Consider the following 13855-nt stretch of genomic DNA (forward strand, 5'->3'; position numbering starts at 1 on the left):
CCCGGCTTCGCCGAGCCCGTGCGGCCCGGGTTCGCCGAGCCGCCGGCCAGGACCGGTCGCCTCGAGCTGCCCTCGCAGCCCACCTTCGCCGAGCCGGCCGCGTTCGCCGAGCCGCCCGGTTACGCCGACGGGTACGCGGGTGGCCAGGGCTACGCCGACCCGCCCCGGTACCCCGACGAGCCGCGCCCGGGTGGCTACCGGCACGACGCCGACCCCCGGTACGACGCCGACCCCCGCGAGCGCTCCTACGGCGACGAGCAGCACCCCGCCGCCGCGGCCTACAGCGCGCCCACCCGGCAGCCCGAACTGCCGGCCGGTCCCGCCAGGGACCGCGACGACGACCGTCCGCCGTCGCTGCCGCCGCGCGAGACCATGCGCACCGTGTCGCCCGACACCACCGGCGACATGCCGCGGGTCAGCGGCACCGGGAGCATTCCGCGGGTCGGCTCGGGTAGCACCGGCACCACCGGCCGGGTGGCCGCGGTCGGCTCGGTCACCACCGGAAGTCTTCCGCGCATCGGTCCGAGCACTACGGGCAGCCTGCGTCCGGTGCGGATCGACCCGGTGCGGCCGTCGTCGCGGCGCCCGTCGACGTGGACGTTCGCGCTCACCTCGGTGGTCGTGCTGATCGTGCTCGCGGTGTGCGGCACGAGCACCTACTTCGTCTTCAAGAACGAGCTCGAGGGCAACAAGGACGGCAACTCCGCCGCCCAGAACACCCCGGTGCCGCCGCGCGACATCACCTCGCGCGACGCCGACCCGGAGCCGCTCACCGAGGCCGAGGTCTTCCCGCTCGAGGTGGTCGCCGGCCCGACCGGCAACCAGTACACGATCCTCAAGAAGGAAGCGAAGACCGACTGCGCCCAGGCCGCCACCGACGACCTGGCCAAGCTGCTGGTCGACAACGGCTGCTCGCAGGTGGTGCGCGGCACGATGAAGTCCGGCGACGGCGTGTACCTGATCACCGCCGGCATCTTCAACCTGAAGGACGAAGCGGCCGCGATCGCCTCGCACGAGAACATCGAGACCACGGTGAAGGCGCAGAAGGGCCGGTTCACCGGCCTGCTCGCCGGCGCCGGCACCGAGGTGCTGGTCCGGGCGCCGATGGTCCTCGGGTGGCACGCCCGCGGCCACTACCTGGCGTACTGCGTGATCGCCCGGGCCGACGGCCAGGGCTTCGACGCCGAGTCGCAGGCGGCCCGCGACCAGATCCAGGCCGACATCCTCACCACGCACCTGCGCGACGGCATCATCGGCGCGCGTACCCAGCCCAACCGGGGCAGCGCACCGGCCGGCAGCGGCGCCCCGTCGCCGTCCCAGAGTTAGCTAGACGCGGAGGCGGCGCGTCGCCTCCGCGCGCTCGGCGAAGCCGTCCGAGGGATACGCCACCTCCACCAGCGTGAGGCCGTGCGCGCCGACCACCGGCACCTCGCTCGCCCGTTCACGCCGGACCAGCAGCGACCCCGGCCATTCGACCGCCCGGCGGCCGTCGCCGGCGGTCAGCATCGCGCCGACCAGGCTGCGAACCATCGACTGGCAGAACGCGTCGGCCTGCACGGTGGCGACGAACACGCCGTCGGGACACCGGTTCCAGAACAGCCGCTGCACCATGCGCACCGTGGTCGCGTGCTCCTTGCGCCGGCAGTACGCCGCGAAGTCGTGCTCGCCCACCAGGCCGGCGGCGGCCGCGTTCAACGCGTCGAGGTCCAGCGGACGGGGCCAGGCCAGGGTGTCACGCCGACGCAGGGGTGACGCGCCCCACGACTCGTCGGTGACCCGGTACTCGTAGCGCCGCCACAGCGCCGAGAACCGCGCGTCGAACCCGGGCGGGGCGACAGACACGGCACGCACCCGGACGTCCGGCGGCAGCAGACCGGCGAGCCGGCGGACCACCGACCCGCCCAGCCGCTCCCACCCCGGCGCGGGGACGTCGACGTGGCACACCTGGCCCGTGGCGTGCACCCCGGCGTCGGTGCGGCCGGCCACGGTGAGCCCCTCGACGGAGCCGAACAACCGCTCCAGTTCGGCCGCCAGCACACCGGCCACGGTCCGCTGGGAAGGTTGGGCCGCCCAGCCCGCGAAGTCCGTCCCGTCGTAAGCGACGTCAAGGCGCAGCCGCATGCTCACCCCGTCCCATAAGAACCGGCCCATAAGAACCGGCCCGGCCCCCGCGAGGGGTGCCGGGCCGTCACAGCGCAACCGAACGATCAGACCTGCTTGTCGTCGTCGCCCTCGGCCTGCGTGCCGGGGCCGTCGGCGTCCTTGTCACCGGACGCGGACACGGCGCCGCTCTCCGGGTCCTGGTTGTCGGCGTCGGCGTCGGCCTTGGCCGACGACACCACGACGTCGTCCTCGTCGCCGGCGAGGGCGGCAACCGACTCGGCCTTGGCGGTCTTGCGCGCGGCCTTCTTGGCCGGCGCGCTCTTCTTGGCCGGGGCGGCCTCGACCAGCTCCTCGACCAGCTCGATGATCGCCATCGGCGCGGCGTCGCCCTTGCGCGGCCCGGTCTTCACGATCCGCGTGTAGCCGCCCGGACGGTTGGCGTAGCGGGGCGCGATGTCGCTGAACAGCGCGTAGACGACGTCCTTGTCGCGAACGGTGGTGAGCACCAGGCGCCGGGCCGCGAGGTCGCCGCGCTTGGCCTTCGTGATCAGCCGCTCGGCCAGCGGGCGCAGCCGCTTGGCCTTGGTCTCGGTGGTCTGGATGCGGCCGTGCTTGAACAGCGACGTGGCCAGGTTCGCCAGCATCAACCGCTCGTGCGCGGGACTGCCGCCGAGGCGGGGACCCCTGGTGGGCGTGGGCATTTCGGCTCCTGAATTCGAGTCGGGCGCCGGCCCTGGAAGCCGGCGCCCGCATGGTGTTTTACAGCTGCTCGGTCTCGCGGTAGTCGTCGGCGTCGTAGTCGACGTCGGCGAACGAGTCGACGACGTGCGCCGGGTCGAACGTCGGAGCCGAGTCCTTCAGCCCGAGGCCCATGCCGGCGAGCTTCATCTTGACCTCGTCGATGCTCTTCTGCCCGAAATTCCTTATATCGAGCAGATCGGCCTCGGTGCGGCTGATCAGTTCACCGACGGAGTTGATGCCCTCGCGCTTGAGGCAGTTGTACGAGCGGACGGTGAGGTCCAGCTCCTCGATCGGCAGCGCCAGGTCGGCAGCGAGCTGCGCGTCCTGCGGCGACGGGCCGATGTCGATGCCCTCGGCGGTCTCGTCGAGCTCGCGGCACAGGCCGAACAGCTCGACCAGGGTGGAGCCGGCCGACGCGAGCGCGGTGCGCGGCGTGATCGACGCCTTGCTCTCGACGTCGATGATCAGCCGGTCGAAGTCGGTGCGCTGCTCGACACGGGTCGCCTCGACCCGGTACGTGACCTTCAGCACCGGCGAGTAGATCGAGTCGATCGGGATCCGCCCGATCTCCTGCCCGGCCTGCTTGTTCTGCGCCGCGGTGACGTAGCCACGGCCCCGCTCGACGGTGAGCTCCATGTCGAGGCGGCCCTTGGCGTTGAGCGTGGCCAGCTTCAGGTCGGGGTTGTGCACGGTGGCCCCGGCCGGCGGCTGGATGTCACCGGCGGTGACGTCGCCCGGGCCCTGCTTGCGCAGGTAGAGCGACACCGGCTCGTCGTGCTCGGAGCTGACGGTGAGCTCCTTGATGTTCATGACCAGCTCGACGACGTCTTCCTTGACGCCCGGGATGGTCGTGAACTCGTGGAGAACCCCGTCGATCTTGATGCTGGTGACGGCCGCGCCCGGAATGGACGACAGCAGCGTCCGACGCAGCGAGTTGCCGAGCGTGTAGCCGAAGCCGGGCTCGAGCGGCTCGATGGTGAACCGGGACCGGGTTTCCGACAGCGACTCTTCGGTGAGAGTCGGCCGCTGGGAGATGAGCACTTACTTCTCCTTGTTTCGGGGCCGCCCGCTATTTGACGACCGCGAGATCCGGGGCCGCGAGCGGCCCCGGTACCACTACTTGCTGTAGAGCTCGACGATCAGCTGCTCCTGGACCTGGGTGTCGATCGACTGCCGCGCGGGCAGCGAGTGCACCAGGACCTTGAGCTGGCTCGGGATCGCCTCCAGCCAGGCCGGAACCACGCGGCTCCCGGCCAGGCCCTGTGCGACCAGGAACGGGGTGAGCTCGCGGCTCTTCTCCCGCACCTGGATGACGTCGTGCTCGCGCACCCGGTACGACGGGATGTCGACCTTGCGGCCGTTCACCAGGAAGTGACCGTGGCGCACCAGCTGACGGGCGGCGTCGCGCGACGGCGCGTAGCCGGCCCGGTAGACGACGTTGTCGAGCCGCGACTCGAGGATCTGCAGGAGAACCTCACCGGTCTTGCCCTGCTTGTGAACCGCTTCCTCGTAGTAGCCGCGGAACTGCTTCTCCATGATGCCGTAGACCCGGCGGGCCTTCTGCTTCTCACGGAGCTGCAGCAGGTACTCCGACTCCTTCGGCCGACCGCGGCCGTGCTGGCCGGGCGGGAAGGGGCGGGACTCGAACGGGCACTTCGGCCCGTCGCACTTGCTGCCCTTGAGGAACAGCTTCATCTTCTCGCGCCGGCAGCGACGGCAGTCGGCGCCCGTGTAACGTGCCATGTTCTCGTCTTCCCCTCAGACCCGACGACGCTTCGGCGGACGGCACCCGTTGTGCGGCTGCGGCGTGACGTCGGAGATCTGCCCGACCTCGAGACCCACAGCGGTCAGCGAACGGATGGCGGTCTCCCGGCCGGAACCCGGGCCCTTGACGAACACGTCGACCTTGCGCATACCGTGCTCCATGGCACGGCGGGCGGCGGCCTCCGCGGCGAGCTGCGCCGCGAACGGGGTCGACTTGCGCGACCCCTTGAAGCCGACCTGCCCGGCCGAGGCCCAGGAGATCACGGCGCCGGTCGGGTCGGTGATGGAGACGATGGTGTTGTTGAACGTGCTCTTGATGTGCGCCTGCCCGTGGGAGACGTTCTTGCGCTCCTTGCGGCGGACCTTCTTCGCGGCCGCCGCACCGGTGCGAGCCTTCGGTGGCATAAGTCGATGCGCTCCTGATTGCGATTTCCAGGGCGGGGCCACCTAGGGCCCCACCGCCAGCCTCTACTTCTTGCCGGGCTTCTTCTTGCCGGCGACCGTGCGCTTGGGTCCCTTGCGGGTACGCGCGTTCGTGCGGGTGCGCTGCCCGCGCACGGGCAGGCCGCGGCGGTGGCGGATGCCGGCGTAGCAGCCGATCTCGACCTTGCGCCGGATGTCGGCGGCCACCTCACGGCGGAGGTCACCTTCGACCTTGTAGTTGGCCTCGATGTGGTCACGGATGGCCACAACTTCCTCGTCGGTGAGGTCGCGGGCGCGCTTGTCCGGGCTGATGCCGGTGGCGGCGAGCGTCTCGATCGCGCGGGTGCGGCCAATTCCGAAGATGTACGTGAGCGCGATCTCCACCCGCTTCTCGCGGGGGAGGTCTACGCCGACAATACGAGCCATCGGTGGGCGTACTCCTGTCGTGGTGCGCGGAGGTCTGTGCCCGATCCGCCCCGGTTACCCTCACCGGGCCCCGGCCTCCGACCGGGGGTCCACCACGCACGGCCGTCTGGACGGCACTGCCCGTGGCTGGAACGGGCTTTCATATATGGGACCCGCTGCGCTTTGGATTTCGCGGCGCGTCCTGCCAGCTGATGTCGCTCAGCCCTGGCGCTGCTTGTGACGCGGGTCGGTGCAGATGATCATGACCCGGCCGTGCCGGCGGATGACCCGGCACTTGTTGCAGATCTTCTTGACGCTCGGCTTGACCTTCACGGTTCTGCCTTACTTTCCCGTCCGCGCCGGTGCACCCGGGCACGAAACCGCGCACCCGAGCTCGAGCGTGGAAACCCAACTATTGACCGCCACTGGCGATCCGATGTCACTTGTAGCGGTAGACGATGCGCCCGCGGGTGAGGTCGTACGGAGACAGCTCCACAACGACGCGGTCCTCCGGCAGGATGCGGATGTAGTGCTGTCGCATCTTGCCGCTGATGTGAGCCAGAACCTTGTGGCCATTCTGCAGCTCGACCCGGAACATGGCGTTCGGGAGCGGCTCGATGACCCGGCCCTCCATCTCGATGGCTCCGTCTTTCTTGGGCATATCCTCCGCTACCTGACATTGGATCGGTGTGGCAGGCTCACAGGTCTTCACGAGTGGTAGAGGGCCACCCGCGCCAGCCGCGGTCTCCGTACCTGCCGAAGCGCCGGACAGGCATGACGGAGCAGACGCTGCGCGCCGATTGACGAGTGTACGCGCGCGGAAGTGCGAACGCCAAACCGGGTGCTACTGGTCCCGCCGGGGCCGTCGCATGAGCGTGGTGACGAGCAGCATCGCGCCCCACGGGCCGGCCACCCACACAGGCCACGGGTAGATGAACTCGGCCGTCGACAGGCACACCAGCACCCAGACCACCACGTTCACCGACACCGCGATCGCCCAGGCCATCCAGAGGCCCCTCAGCCAGTCGGTGCCGTCCTTGGACTGCTGTTGCTGCTGCATCGGCGGTGCCCATCCGCTGCCGGAGACCGGCTGGCCGGCGCGGTAGGGCTGCATCCCGGTGCGGCGCGAGGGGCGGGGCAGGTCCAGGATGATCTTGTCGAGGTCGCCGTAGGTGCGGGCGGTGTAGGTCTTCTGGAGGCGCTCGTCGTACTCGTGCAGCGACAGGCGACCCTCGTCGACCGCCTTCTTGAGGATCTCGGACACGTACGTCCGGTCGACGTCGGCAGCCCGCAGATGGTCTCGCCGCTGTCGGTCACTCATAAGCCGCCCACCGCGCCCTCCCCATGCCTCGCGCGGAACCCATTGTTGCCGACCGCCGCACCCACCTGCCTCCGGAGGTCCACCTAGGGCCCTGCCAACTTAAGGGCGGGCGGTCGACCTCGCTGCCCCCGCCAACAGGTCGCCCAGCCGGGAGGCGCCGCCGTCGTCCGCCGTCAGCACCCATACCCCGTCGTCGAACAGCGCAACGGTGTGCTCCACGTGGGCGGCCACCGAACCGTCGGCGGTCACCACCGTCCAGCCGTCGGCCAGCTCGACGGTGCGCGGGCTGCCCAGCGTGAGCATCGGCTCGATGGCCAGGCACATCCCCGGCACCAGGTGCGGACCCCGGCCCGGCTTGCCGTAGTTCAGCACGAACGGCTCCATGTGCATCTCGGTGCCGATCCCGTGCCCGCCGTACCCACGCACGATCCCGTAGCGCTTGTTCTGCCGGCTGGCCCGCTCGATCGCCGCCGAGATGTCACCGAGCCGCCCGCCGCCGGCGCGCATCGCCCGCGCGGCCGTGACGATGCCGGCCCACAGCGCCTCCTCGGCGCCCGTGACGAGCTTGGCGAGCTCGGGCCGCGGCGCCTCACCCACCACCACGGAGATCGCGGCGTCGCCGTGCCAGCCGTCGAGGATCGCGCCGCAGTCGAGCGAGATCAGGTCGCCGTCGCGCAGCACCTGACGGGTCGACGGGATCGCGTGCACGATCTGCTCGTTGACCGAGCTGCAGATGGTGGCCGGGTACCCGTGGTAGCCCAGGAACGAGGGCACCGCGCCGGCGGACCGGATCACGTCGTGGGCCACCGCGTCGAGCGCCGCCGTGGAGACGCCCGGCGCCACGGCCGCCCGCATCGCGGCGAGCGCCCTGGCCACGACCAGCCCGGCCTCGCGCATGAGCGCGATCTGCTCGGGGGTCTTGATCTCGATCTGCTGGCTGGCGCGGGGCACCGCTAGCCGCCGTAGGAGCGCAGTGCGTCTATCGCCCGGACGGTGATGTCCTCGACCGGGCCGGTGGCGTCGATGCCCACCAGCACCCCACGGGCGCCGTAGTAGTCCACGAGCGGCGCCGTGTCGCGGGCGTAGACCTCGAGCCGGGCCGCGATCGTCTCGGGCTTGTCGTCGTCGCGCTGGAACAGCTCGGAGCCGCACCGGTCGCAGAAGCCCTCACGCTGCGGGGCGTCGAACTCGACGTGCCAGATCTTGCCGCAGCCCCGGCAGGTACGCCGGCCCGACAACCGCCGCACGACCTCCTCGTTCTCGACCACGAGCTCGAGCACGACGTCGAGGCCGGAGCTCAGCTCGATGAGCATCTTGTCGAGGGCGATCGCCTGCGGAACCGTGCGGGGGAAGCCGTCGAGCAGGAACCCGTCGGTGGCGTCGGGCTCGGCGAGGCGGTCGGCCACCATGTTGATGGTGACCTCGTCGGGAACGAGCTGTCCGGCGTCCATGTAGCGCTTGGCCTCGACGCCCAGGGGCGTGCCCTGGGCGACGTTGGCCCGGAAGATGTCTCCGGTCGAGATCTTCGGCACAGCGAGGTGGGCAGCGATGAACTCCGCCTGTGTGCCCTTACCCGCCCCTGGCGGGCCGACCAGGACGAGCCTCATGCGCCCGCCCCGGGGCTGGCGCCGCCCGGGCTGGAGAGACCGTCGAAACACCGGCTCGGCGCCGGCGCCGCCTGGACTGAGGAGCGCAGGGAGCGGAGCGACCGAAGCGACGAGGGAAGGCGGCGCCGGAAGGGCGCCGAGCCCGCGCCCGCGCAGGCGGGCGCATCAGACACTGTCGTCACTTGCGCAGGAACCCTTCGTAGTTGCGCTGCATGAGCTGGCTCTCGATCTGCTTCACGGTCTCCAGGCCGACGCCGACCATGATCAGAACAGCGGTACCGCCGAACGGGAAGTTCTGCAGCGCCTGCTGGCCACCGATCAGACCGATGAAGAGGTTGGGCAGGACCGAAATGATGCCGAGGTAGAGCGCGCCGGGAAGGGTGATCCGGCTCAGGATGAAGTCCAGATACTCGGCCGTGGGCTTGCCCGGACGGATGCCGTGGACGAACCCACCGTACTTCCGCATGTTGTCGGCGACCTCGGTCGGGTTGAACGTGATGCCGACGTAGAAGTACGTGAAGAAGACGATCATGAGGAAGTACGTGACAATGTGGACCGGGTCGCTCTGGTCGACCAGGTACCGCTGCACGAACACGACCACCGGGTTGGTGCTGTTCTCGCCGGCCAGCTGCACGCCGAGCTGCGGCAGGTACAGCAGCGACGACGCGAAGATCACCGGGATGACACCCGCCTGGTTGACCTTCAGCGGGATGTAGGTGGAGGTGCCGCCGTACATCCGCCGGCCGATCATGCGCTTGGCGTACTGGACGGGCACCCGCCGCTGGGCCTGCTCGATGAAGACCACACCGGTGATCACCAGGACGCCGATGCCCAGCGCCACGAAGAAGCTGGTCTTGCTGTTCTGGTAGATCTGGTAGCCCTCGTAGGGCAGCCGGGCGGCGATCGACGAGAAGATCAGCACCGACATGCCGTTACCGACGCCGCGGTCGGTGATGAGCTCGCCGAACCACATGATCACGCCGGTACCGGCGGTCATCGTGACCACGATGAGCCCGACGGTGACCCAGATGCTGAGCCCGGTGTCCTCCGGGATGATCGGCACGTCGTCGCACTGGTTGTTGAACAGCTGGCCCGAGCGGGCCAGGGCGACGAACGCCGACGCCTGCAGCACGGCCAGGCCGAGCGTCAGGTACCGGGTGTACTGGGTGATCTTCGCCTGGCCGGACTGGCCTTCCTTCTTCAGCGCCTCGAGTCGCGGGATCACGACCGTGAGCAGCTGCAGGATGATGCTCGCCGTGATGTACGGCATGATGCCCAGCGCGAAGACCGACAGCTGGAGCAGCGCACCACCGGAGAACAGGTTCAGCAGCGTGAAGACGTCGCCGCCGGCGTCGCTGTCCTGCACCCGGTCGATACACCGCTGCACGTTGCCGTACGAGACGCCCGGGCTGGGCAGCGTCGCGCCCAGCCGGTAGATGGCAACGATCGCTAGTGTAAAGATGATCTTCTTGCGCAGGTCAGGCGTCTTGAACGCACTGAAAAAGGCGGATAGCAACTTCATCCTCCTGCGCGCGGCGGCCGCCTGGAATTGGCGGGGTCCAGCACCGACCGGTCTGAGTAACTGGGAGCGTGTTCACGAAGAAACACACTGCGAACGGACTCTAACAGGACACTCGGGGTATCAAGTAGCCATGTGGCGTCCATCGGTCGGCCTCGGCCGATGACGGACGCCACACAGACGACGTTCGATTCAGGAAGCGGGCTCTTCGCCGACGACCCGAACCGTACCCCCAGCAGCGGTGATCTTCTCGCGGGCCGACGAACTGAACGCGTCGGCCGTGATGTCGAGCTTCACGCCACCCAGGTCACCGGTGCCCAGCACCTTGACCGGCTGACGCTTGCGCACCGCGCCGCTCTCACGCAGGTCGTCGGCGGTCACAGTGCCGCCCTGCGGGTAGAGCTTCGCCAGGCGGTCCAGGTTGATCACCTGGAACTCCACCCGGAAGTAGTTGCGGAAGCCCTTCATCTTGGGCAGCCGCATGTGGATCGGCGTCGCGCCACCCTCGAACCAGGCCGGCACGTTCTTCCGGGCCTTCGAGCCCTTGGTACCGCGACCGGCCGACTTGCCCTTGGAGCCCTCACCACGACCGACACGGATCTTCTCGGTCTTGGCGCCGGGCGCCGGGCGCAGGTGATGGATCTTGATCACCATCGTCACTCCACCTCCTCAACGCGCACGAGGTGGGTCACGGTACGGATCATGCCCCGGATCTCGGGCCGATCCTCCTTGACCACCGCGTCGTTGATCCGCTTCAGGCCGAGCGAACGCAGCGTCTCGCGCTGATTCTGCTTCGTGCCGATGACGGACCGCGTCTGCGTGACCTTGAGCCGAGGCATCAGGCACTCACCCCGGCCCGGGCGGCCAGCATCGCGGCCGGCGCCACATCTTCCACCGGCAGACCACGGCGCGCGGCCACGGCCTCCGGCGACTCGAGCATCTTCAGCGCCGCCACCGTCGCGTGGACGATGTTGATCGCGTTCGAGGAGCCGAGGCTCTTCGACAGCACGTCGTGGATACCGGCGCACTCCAGCACCGCGCGCACCGGGCCACCGGCGATGACGCCGGTACCGGCGCTCGCCGGCTTCAGGAGGACGACGCCGGCGGCGTCCTCGCCCTGAACCGGGTGCGGGATGGTGGCGTTGATCCGGGGCACCTTGAAGAAGTGCTTCTTGGCCTCCTCGACGCCCTTGGCGATGGCCGCGGGCACCTCCTTGGCCTTCCCGTAGCCGACGCCGACCGTGCCGTCACCGTCGCCCACCACGACGAGCGCGGTGAAGCTGAACCGGCGACCACCCTTGACGACCTTGGCTACGCGGTTGATCGAGACGACCCGCTCGAGGTGCGGGCTCTTCTCCGCGGGACCACCACGACCGCCGCCGTCACGACGACCGCCGCCGTCACGACGACCGCCGCCGCCCTCGGAGCCTCCGGACCCGCCGCCCCTGCGCTGTGGACCAGGCATTGGACATTCCTTCCTAGAACTCGAGCCCGGCTTCGCGGGCGGCGTCGGCGAGGGCCGCGATGCGGCCCGCGTACCGGTTGCCTCCACGGTCGAAGACGACCTTGCTGATGCCGGCGGCCTTCGCCCGCTCCGCGAGCAGCGTGCCGACCTTACGGGCGGCGTCGCTCTTGGTGCCGTCGCCACCGCGCAGCGAGGCGTCCATCGTCGACGCCGACGCGATCGTGTGGCCATTGTTGTCGTCGACGAGCTGGGCGACGATGTGCCGCAGCGAACGCGTGACCACCAGGCGCGGCCGAGCGACCGTGCCCTGCACGTTCTTGCGGATGCGGAAGTGTCGCCGCGCCCGCCCGATGCGGCGCGTGGCAGCGGTACCGCCGCCACCCCGGCGCTTGAGGAGCGTCGCGCTCACTTCTTGCCTGCCTTCCCAGCCTTGCGACGAATGACCTCGCCGACGTACTTCACGCCCTTGCCCTTGTACGGCTCCGGCGGACGGATCTTGCGGATGTTGGCGGCCACCTCACCGACCTGCTGCTTGTCGATGCCGGCGACGTGGAACAGCGTGGGCCGCTCGACCGTGAAGGTGATGCCCGCCGGGGCCTTGACGAGCACCGGGTGCGAGAAGCCGAGCGCGAACTCGAGGTCGCTGCCCTTGGCCGTGACGCGGTAACCGGTACCGGCGATCTCCAGGCTCTTACGGTAGCCCTCGGTGACGCCGACGACCATGTTGGCGATCAGCGTGCGGCTGAGGCCGTGCAGCTCCTTGGACTTGCGCTCGTCGTCCGGGCGCGAGACGTAGAACTGGCCGTCCTCGCCCTTCTCCACCGAGATGGGCTCTGCGACGGTGTGGCTCAGCTGGCCCTTGGGCCCCTTCACCGTGACGGTCGCACCGTCGAGCTTGATGTCGACGCCGTTGGGAACCGGGATCGGCTTACGTCCGATTCGTGACATGGTTCTGCCTCCTACCAGACGTAGGCGAGGACTTCCCCGCCCACCCCACGCTTGCGCGCCTGCCGGTCGGTCAGCAGGCCCTGGGACGTCGAGATGATTGCGACGCCCAGGCCGCCGAGCACCCGCGGCAGCTCGACTGCCTTCGCGTACACCCGGAGGCCGGGCTTGGACACCCGCCGGATGCCGGCGAGGCTGCGCTCGCGGTTCTGGCCGTACTTGAGCTCGACGATCAGGCTCTTGCCGACAGCACCCTCCTCGGGGTCCTGAACGGCCCAGGTGGAGACGTAGCCCTCGGACTTGAGGACCTCGGCGATGTTCGCCTTGATCTTCGAGTACGGCATCTGCACCCGGTCGTGGTACGCCTGGTTGGCGTTGCGCAGACGGGTCAGCATGTCTGCGATCGGGTCGGTCATGGTCATGGGTTGATTGCTCTCTTTCTCGCCGCGGTTCCAGAAACAGCGCCTGGCCTACGGCGAAGCAAGGACTACCAGGAAGCCTTCGACACGCCGGGCAGTTCGCCCCGGTGCGCCATCTCGCGGACACAGACGCGGCACAGGCCGAACTTGCGGTAGACCGCCTTCGGCCGCCCGCAGCGCTGGCAACGGGTGTACGCCCGCACCGCGAACTTCGGCTTGGCCGCCGCCTTGATGATCAGCGCCTTCTTAGCCATGGATCAGTTCTCCTTGAACGGGAAGCCGAGGAGCTTCAGCAGCGCCCGGCCCTCGTCGTCGGTCGGTGCGGTGGTGACGATCGTGATGTCCATACCGCGCGGACGGTCGATGCGGTCCTGGTCGATCTCGTGGAACACCGACTGCTCGGTGAGCCCGAACGTGTAGTTCCCGTTGCCGTCGAGCTTGCGCCCGTCGAGGCCGCGGAAGTCACGGATACGCGGAAGCGCGATCGACAGCAGCCGGTCCAGGAACTCCCACATCCGGTCGCCGCGCAGGGTCACCTTCGCGCCGATCGGCATGCCCTCGCGGAGCTTGAACTGCGCGATGGACTTCTTGGCCCGCCGCACCTGCGGCTTCTGGCCGGTGATCGTCGCGAGGTCGCGCACCGCGCCGTCGATGAGCTTCGCGTCGCGGGCGGCGTCACCGACACCCATGTTGACGACGATCTTCACCAGCCGCGGCACCTGCATCGCGTTGCCGTAGCTGAACTGCTCGCGCAGCTGGCCGGCGATCTCCTCGCGGTACTTGCTCTTGAGCCGCGGAAGGGTCTTCTCAGCAGTGCTGGTCGTCATCACAGGTCCTTGCCGGAGCGCCGCGAGATGCGCACCTTCTGGTTGTCATCGTCGATCCGGTAACCGACGCGGGTCGGCTTGCCGTCGGAGTCCAGCACCATCACGTTCGACACGTGGATCGGGGCCTCCTGCGTGACGATGCCACCGGTCTTGGCGCCGCGGTTCGTGGTGCGGATCCGGGTGTGCTTCTTGACGCGGTTCACGCCCTCGACGAGCACCTTGTCAAGGCGCGGGTACGCCGCGATGACCTTGCCCTTGGCGCCCTTGTCCTTGCCGGCGATGACGAGAACCGTGTCGCCCTTCTTGACCTTCACGG

General features: G+C 69.2%; 22 protein-coding genes. 1 reads left to right on the forward strand and 21 read right to left on the reverse strand.

What is annotated here, in order from left to right; genetic code table 11:
• Positions 1-1326, forward strand: a 1326-nt coding sequence (locus Voc01_RS01265) for a hypothetical protein (RefSeq protein WP_203925350.1), incomplete at its 5' end; no start/stop codon positions are given.
• Here the strand turns inward: Voc01_RS01265 and truA are convergent.
• The 21 genes from truA to rplX all read right to left on the reverse strand — a co-directional run bounded on the left by truA (position 1327) and on the right by rplX (position 13853).
• Complete coding sequence (gene truA / locus Voc01_RS01270) at positions 1327-2121, reverse strand: tRNA pseudouridine(38-40) synthase TruA (RefSeq protein WP_203925351.1); 795 nt, start codon at positions 2119-2121, stop codon at positions 1327-1329.
• Positions 2122-2207: 86 nt separating this feature from the next.
• Entirely contained in the window at positions 2208-2804 is a 597-nt protein-coding gene (gene rplQ, locus Voc01_RS01275; RefSeq protein WP_203925352.1) for a 50S ribosomal protein L17, read from the reverse strand.
• Between the two features lie 58 nt (positions 2805-2862).
• A complete protein-coding gene (locus Voc01_RS01280; protein ID WP_203925353.1) occupies positions 2863-3885 on the reverse strand; it encodes a DNA-directed RNA polymerase subunit alpha in 1023 nt (340 codons plus the stop codon).
• Positions 3886-3960: 75 nt separating this feature from the next.
• Positions 3961-4587, reverse strand: coding sequence for a 30S ribosomal protein S4 (rpsD, locus tag Voc01_RS01285; protein WP_203925354.1), 627 nt, complete (start codon positions 4585-4587; stop codon positions 3961-3963).
• A gap of 15 nt (positions 4588-4602) precedes the next feature.
• Positions 4603-5013, reverse strand: coding sequence for a 30S ribosomal protein S11 (rpsK, locus tag Voc01_RS01290; protein WP_203898250.1), 411 nt, complete (start codon positions 5011-5013; stop codon positions 4603-4605).
• Positions 5014-5076: 63 nt separating this feature from the next.
• Positions 5077-5457 carry a 30S ribosomal protein S13 gene (gene rpsM / locus Voc01_RS01295; protein ID WP_203925355.1) on the reverse strand — a complete coding sequence of 127 codons (381 nt, stop codon included), beginning with the start codon at positions 5455-5457 and terminating at the stop codon, positions 5077-5079.
• Positions 5458-5655: 198 nt separating this feature from the next.
• Positions 5656-5769 (reverse strand): 50S ribosomal protein L36, encoded by a 114-nt coding sequence (rpmJ, locus tag Voc01_RS01300; protein ID WP_203898248.1) that lies wholly within the window; start codon positions 5767-5769, stop codon positions 5656-5658.
• Between the two features lie 106 nt (positions 5770-5875).
• Entirely contained in the window at positions 5876-6097 is a 222-nt protein-coding gene (gene infA, locus Voc01_RS01305; protein ID WP_203925356.1) for a translation initiation factor IF-1, read from the reverse strand.
• A gap of 183 nt (positions 6098-6280) precedes the next feature.
• Positions 6281-6757: a DUF1707 SHOCT-like domain-containing protein gene (locus Voc01_RS01310; RefSeq protein ID WP_203925357.1), complete on the reverse strand. Its 477-nt coding sequence runs from the start codon at positions 6755-6757 to the stop codon at positions 6281-6283.
• Between the two features lie 99 nt (positions 6758-6856).
• Positions 6857-7708, reverse strand: a complete 852-nt coding sequence (map, locus tag Voc01_RS01315) for a type I methionyl aminopeptidase (protein WP_275423672.1) — start codon at positions 7706-7708, stop codon at positions 6857-6859.
• Positions 7709-7710: 2 nt separating this feature from the next.
• Entirely contained in the window at positions 7711-8364 is a 654-nt protein-coding gene (locus Voc01_RS01320; protein WP_203925358.1) for an adenylate kinase, read from the reverse strand.
• Positions 8365-8542: 178 nt separating this feature from the next.
• Positions 8543-9880, reverse strand: coding sequence for a preprotein translocase subunit SecY (secY, locus tag Voc01_RS01325; RefSeq protein WP_203925384.1), 1338 nt, complete (start codon positions 9878-9880; stop codon positions 8543-8545).
• 195 nt (positions 9881-10075) lie between these two features.
• Positions 10076-10537, reverse strand: coding sequence for a 50S ribosomal protein L15 (gene rplO / locus Voc01_RS01330; protein ID WP_203925385.1), 462 nt, complete (start codon positions 10535-10537; stop codon positions 10076-10078).
• Positions 10538-10539: 2 nt separating this feature from the next.
• The gene (gene rpmD, locus Voc01_RS01335; protein ID WP_203925359.1) at positions 10540-10722 is read right to left on the reverse strand and encodes a 50S ribosomal protein L30; all 183 of its coding nucleotides are present in this window, start codon (positions 10720-10722) and stop codon (positions 10540-10542) included.
• The gene (gene rpsE / locus Voc01_RS01340; protein WP_203925360.1) at positions 10722-11348 is read right to left on the reverse strand and encodes a 30S ribosomal protein S5; all 627 of its coding nucleotides are present in this window, start codon (positions 11346-11348) and stop codon (positions 10722-10724) included. Before rpsE ends, rpmD begins: the two co-directional genes overlap by 1 nt.
• A gap of 13 nt (positions 11349-11361) precedes the next feature.
• The gene (rplR, locus tag Voc01_RS01345; RefSeq protein ID WP_203925361.1) at positions 11362-11757 is read right to left on the reverse strand and encodes a 50S ribosomal protein L18; all 396 of its coding nucleotides are present in this window, start codon (positions 11755-11757) and stop codon (positions 11362-11364) included.
• Positions 11754-12296 carry a 50S ribosomal protein L6 gene (gene rplF / locus Voc01_RS01350; RefSeq protein ID WP_203925362.1) on the reverse strand — a complete coding sequence of 181 codons (543 nt, stop codon included), beginning with the start codon at positions 12294-12296 and terminating at the stop codon, positions 11754-11756. The genes rplR and rplF overlap by 4 nt, the downstream gene beginning before the upstream one ends.
• 11 nt (positions 12297-12307) lie before the next feature.
• Positions 12308-12715, reverse strand: coding sequence for a 30S ribosomal protein S8 (gene rpsH, locus Voc01_RS01355; RefSeq protein WP_203925363.1), 408 nt, complete (start codon positions 12713-12715; stop codon positions 12308-12310).
• A gap of 65 nt (positions 12716-12780) precedes the next feature.
• A complete protein-coding gene (locus Voc01_RS01360; RefSeq protein WP_203925364.1) occupies positions 12781-12966 on the reverse strand; it encodes a type Z 30S ribosomal protein S14 in 186 nt (61 codons plus the stop codon).
• 3 nt (positions 12967-12969) lie between these two features.
• Complete coding sequence (gene rplE / locus Voc01_RS01365) at positions 12970-13539, reverse strand: 50S ribosomal protein L5 (protein WP_203925365.1); 570 nt, start codon at positions 13537-13539, stop codon at positions 12970-12972.
• Positions 13539-13853 carry a 50S ribosomal protein L24 gene (rplX, locus tag Voc01_RS01370; protein ID WP_203925366.1) on the reverse strand — a complete coding sequence of 105 codons (315 nt, stop codon included), beginning with the start codon at positions 13851-13853 and terminating at the stop codon, positions 13539-13541. Before rplX ends, rplE begins: the two co-directional genes overlap by 1 nt.
• Positions 13854-13855 lie beyond the last annotated feature (2 nt).

The organism is Virgisporangium ochraceum (assembly GCF_016863655.1).
Taxonomy (GTDB): domain Bacteria; phylum Actinomycetota; class Actinomycetes; order Mycobacteriales; family Micromonosporaceae; genus Virgisporangium; species Virgisporangium ochraceum.

Bases quoted from the DNA above. Each gene is read 5' to 3' on its own strand.
- Voc01_RS01310 (WP_203925357.1), bottom strand. From the start codon at position 6,757: ATGAGTGACCGACAGCGGCGAGACCATCTGCGGGCTGCCGACGTCGAC.
- Voc01_RS01320 (WP_203925358.1), bottom strand. From the start codon at position 8,364: ATGAGGCTCGTCCTGGTCGGCCCGCCAGGGGCGGGTAAGGGCACACAG.
- infA (WP_203925356.1), bottom strand. From the start codon at position 6,097: ATGCCCAAGAAAGACGGAGCCATCGAGATGGAGGGCCGGGTCATCGAG.
- rpsM (WP_203925355.1), bottom strand. From the start codon at position 5,457: ATGGCTCGTATTGTCGGCGTAGACCTCCCCCGCGAGAAGCGGGTGGAG.
- rplF (WP_203925362.1), bottom strand. From the start codon at position 12,296: ATGTCACGAATCGGACGTAAGCCGATCCCGGTTCCCAACGGCGTCGAC.
- rpsD (WP_203925354.1), bottom strand. From the start codon at position 4,587: ATGGCACGTTACACGGGCGCCGACTGCCGTCGCTGCCGGCGCGAGAAG.
- Voc01_RS01360 (WP_203925364.1), bottom strand. From the start codon at position 12,966: ATGGCTAAGAAGGCGCTGATCATCAAGGCGGCGGCCAAGCCGAAGTTC.
- rpsE (WP_203925360.1), bottom strand. From the start codon at position 11,348: ATGCCTGGTCCACAGCGCAGGGGCGGCGGGTCCGGAGGCTCCGAGGGC.
- rplE (WP_203925365.1), bottom strand. From the start codon at position 13,539: ATGACGACCAGCACTGCTGAGAAGACCCTTCCGCGGCTCAAGAGCAAG.
- truA (WP_203925351.1), bottom strand. From the start codon at position 2,121: ATGCGGCTGCGCCTTGACGTCGCTTACGACGGGACGGACTTCGCGGGC.
- rplO (WP_203925385.1), bottom strand. From the start codon at position 10,537: ATGGTGATCAAGATCCATCACCTGCGCCCGGCGCCCGGCGCCAAGACC.
- rplQ (WP_203925352.1), bottom strand. From the start codon at position 2,804: ATGCCCACGCCCACCAGGGGTCCCCGCCTCGGCGGCAGTCCCGCGCAC.
- rpsH (WP_203925363.1), bottom strand. From the start codon at position 12,715: ATGACCATGACCGACCCGATCGCAGACATGCTGACCCGTCTGCGCAAC.
- rpsK (WP_203898250.1), bottom strand. From the start codon at position 5,013: ATGCCACCGAAGGCTCGCACCGGTGCGGCGGCCGCGAAGAAGGTCCGC.
- rpmD (WP_203925359.1), bottom strand. From the start codon at position 10,722: ATGCCTCGGCTCAAGGTCACGCAGACGCGGTCCGTCATCGGCACGAAG.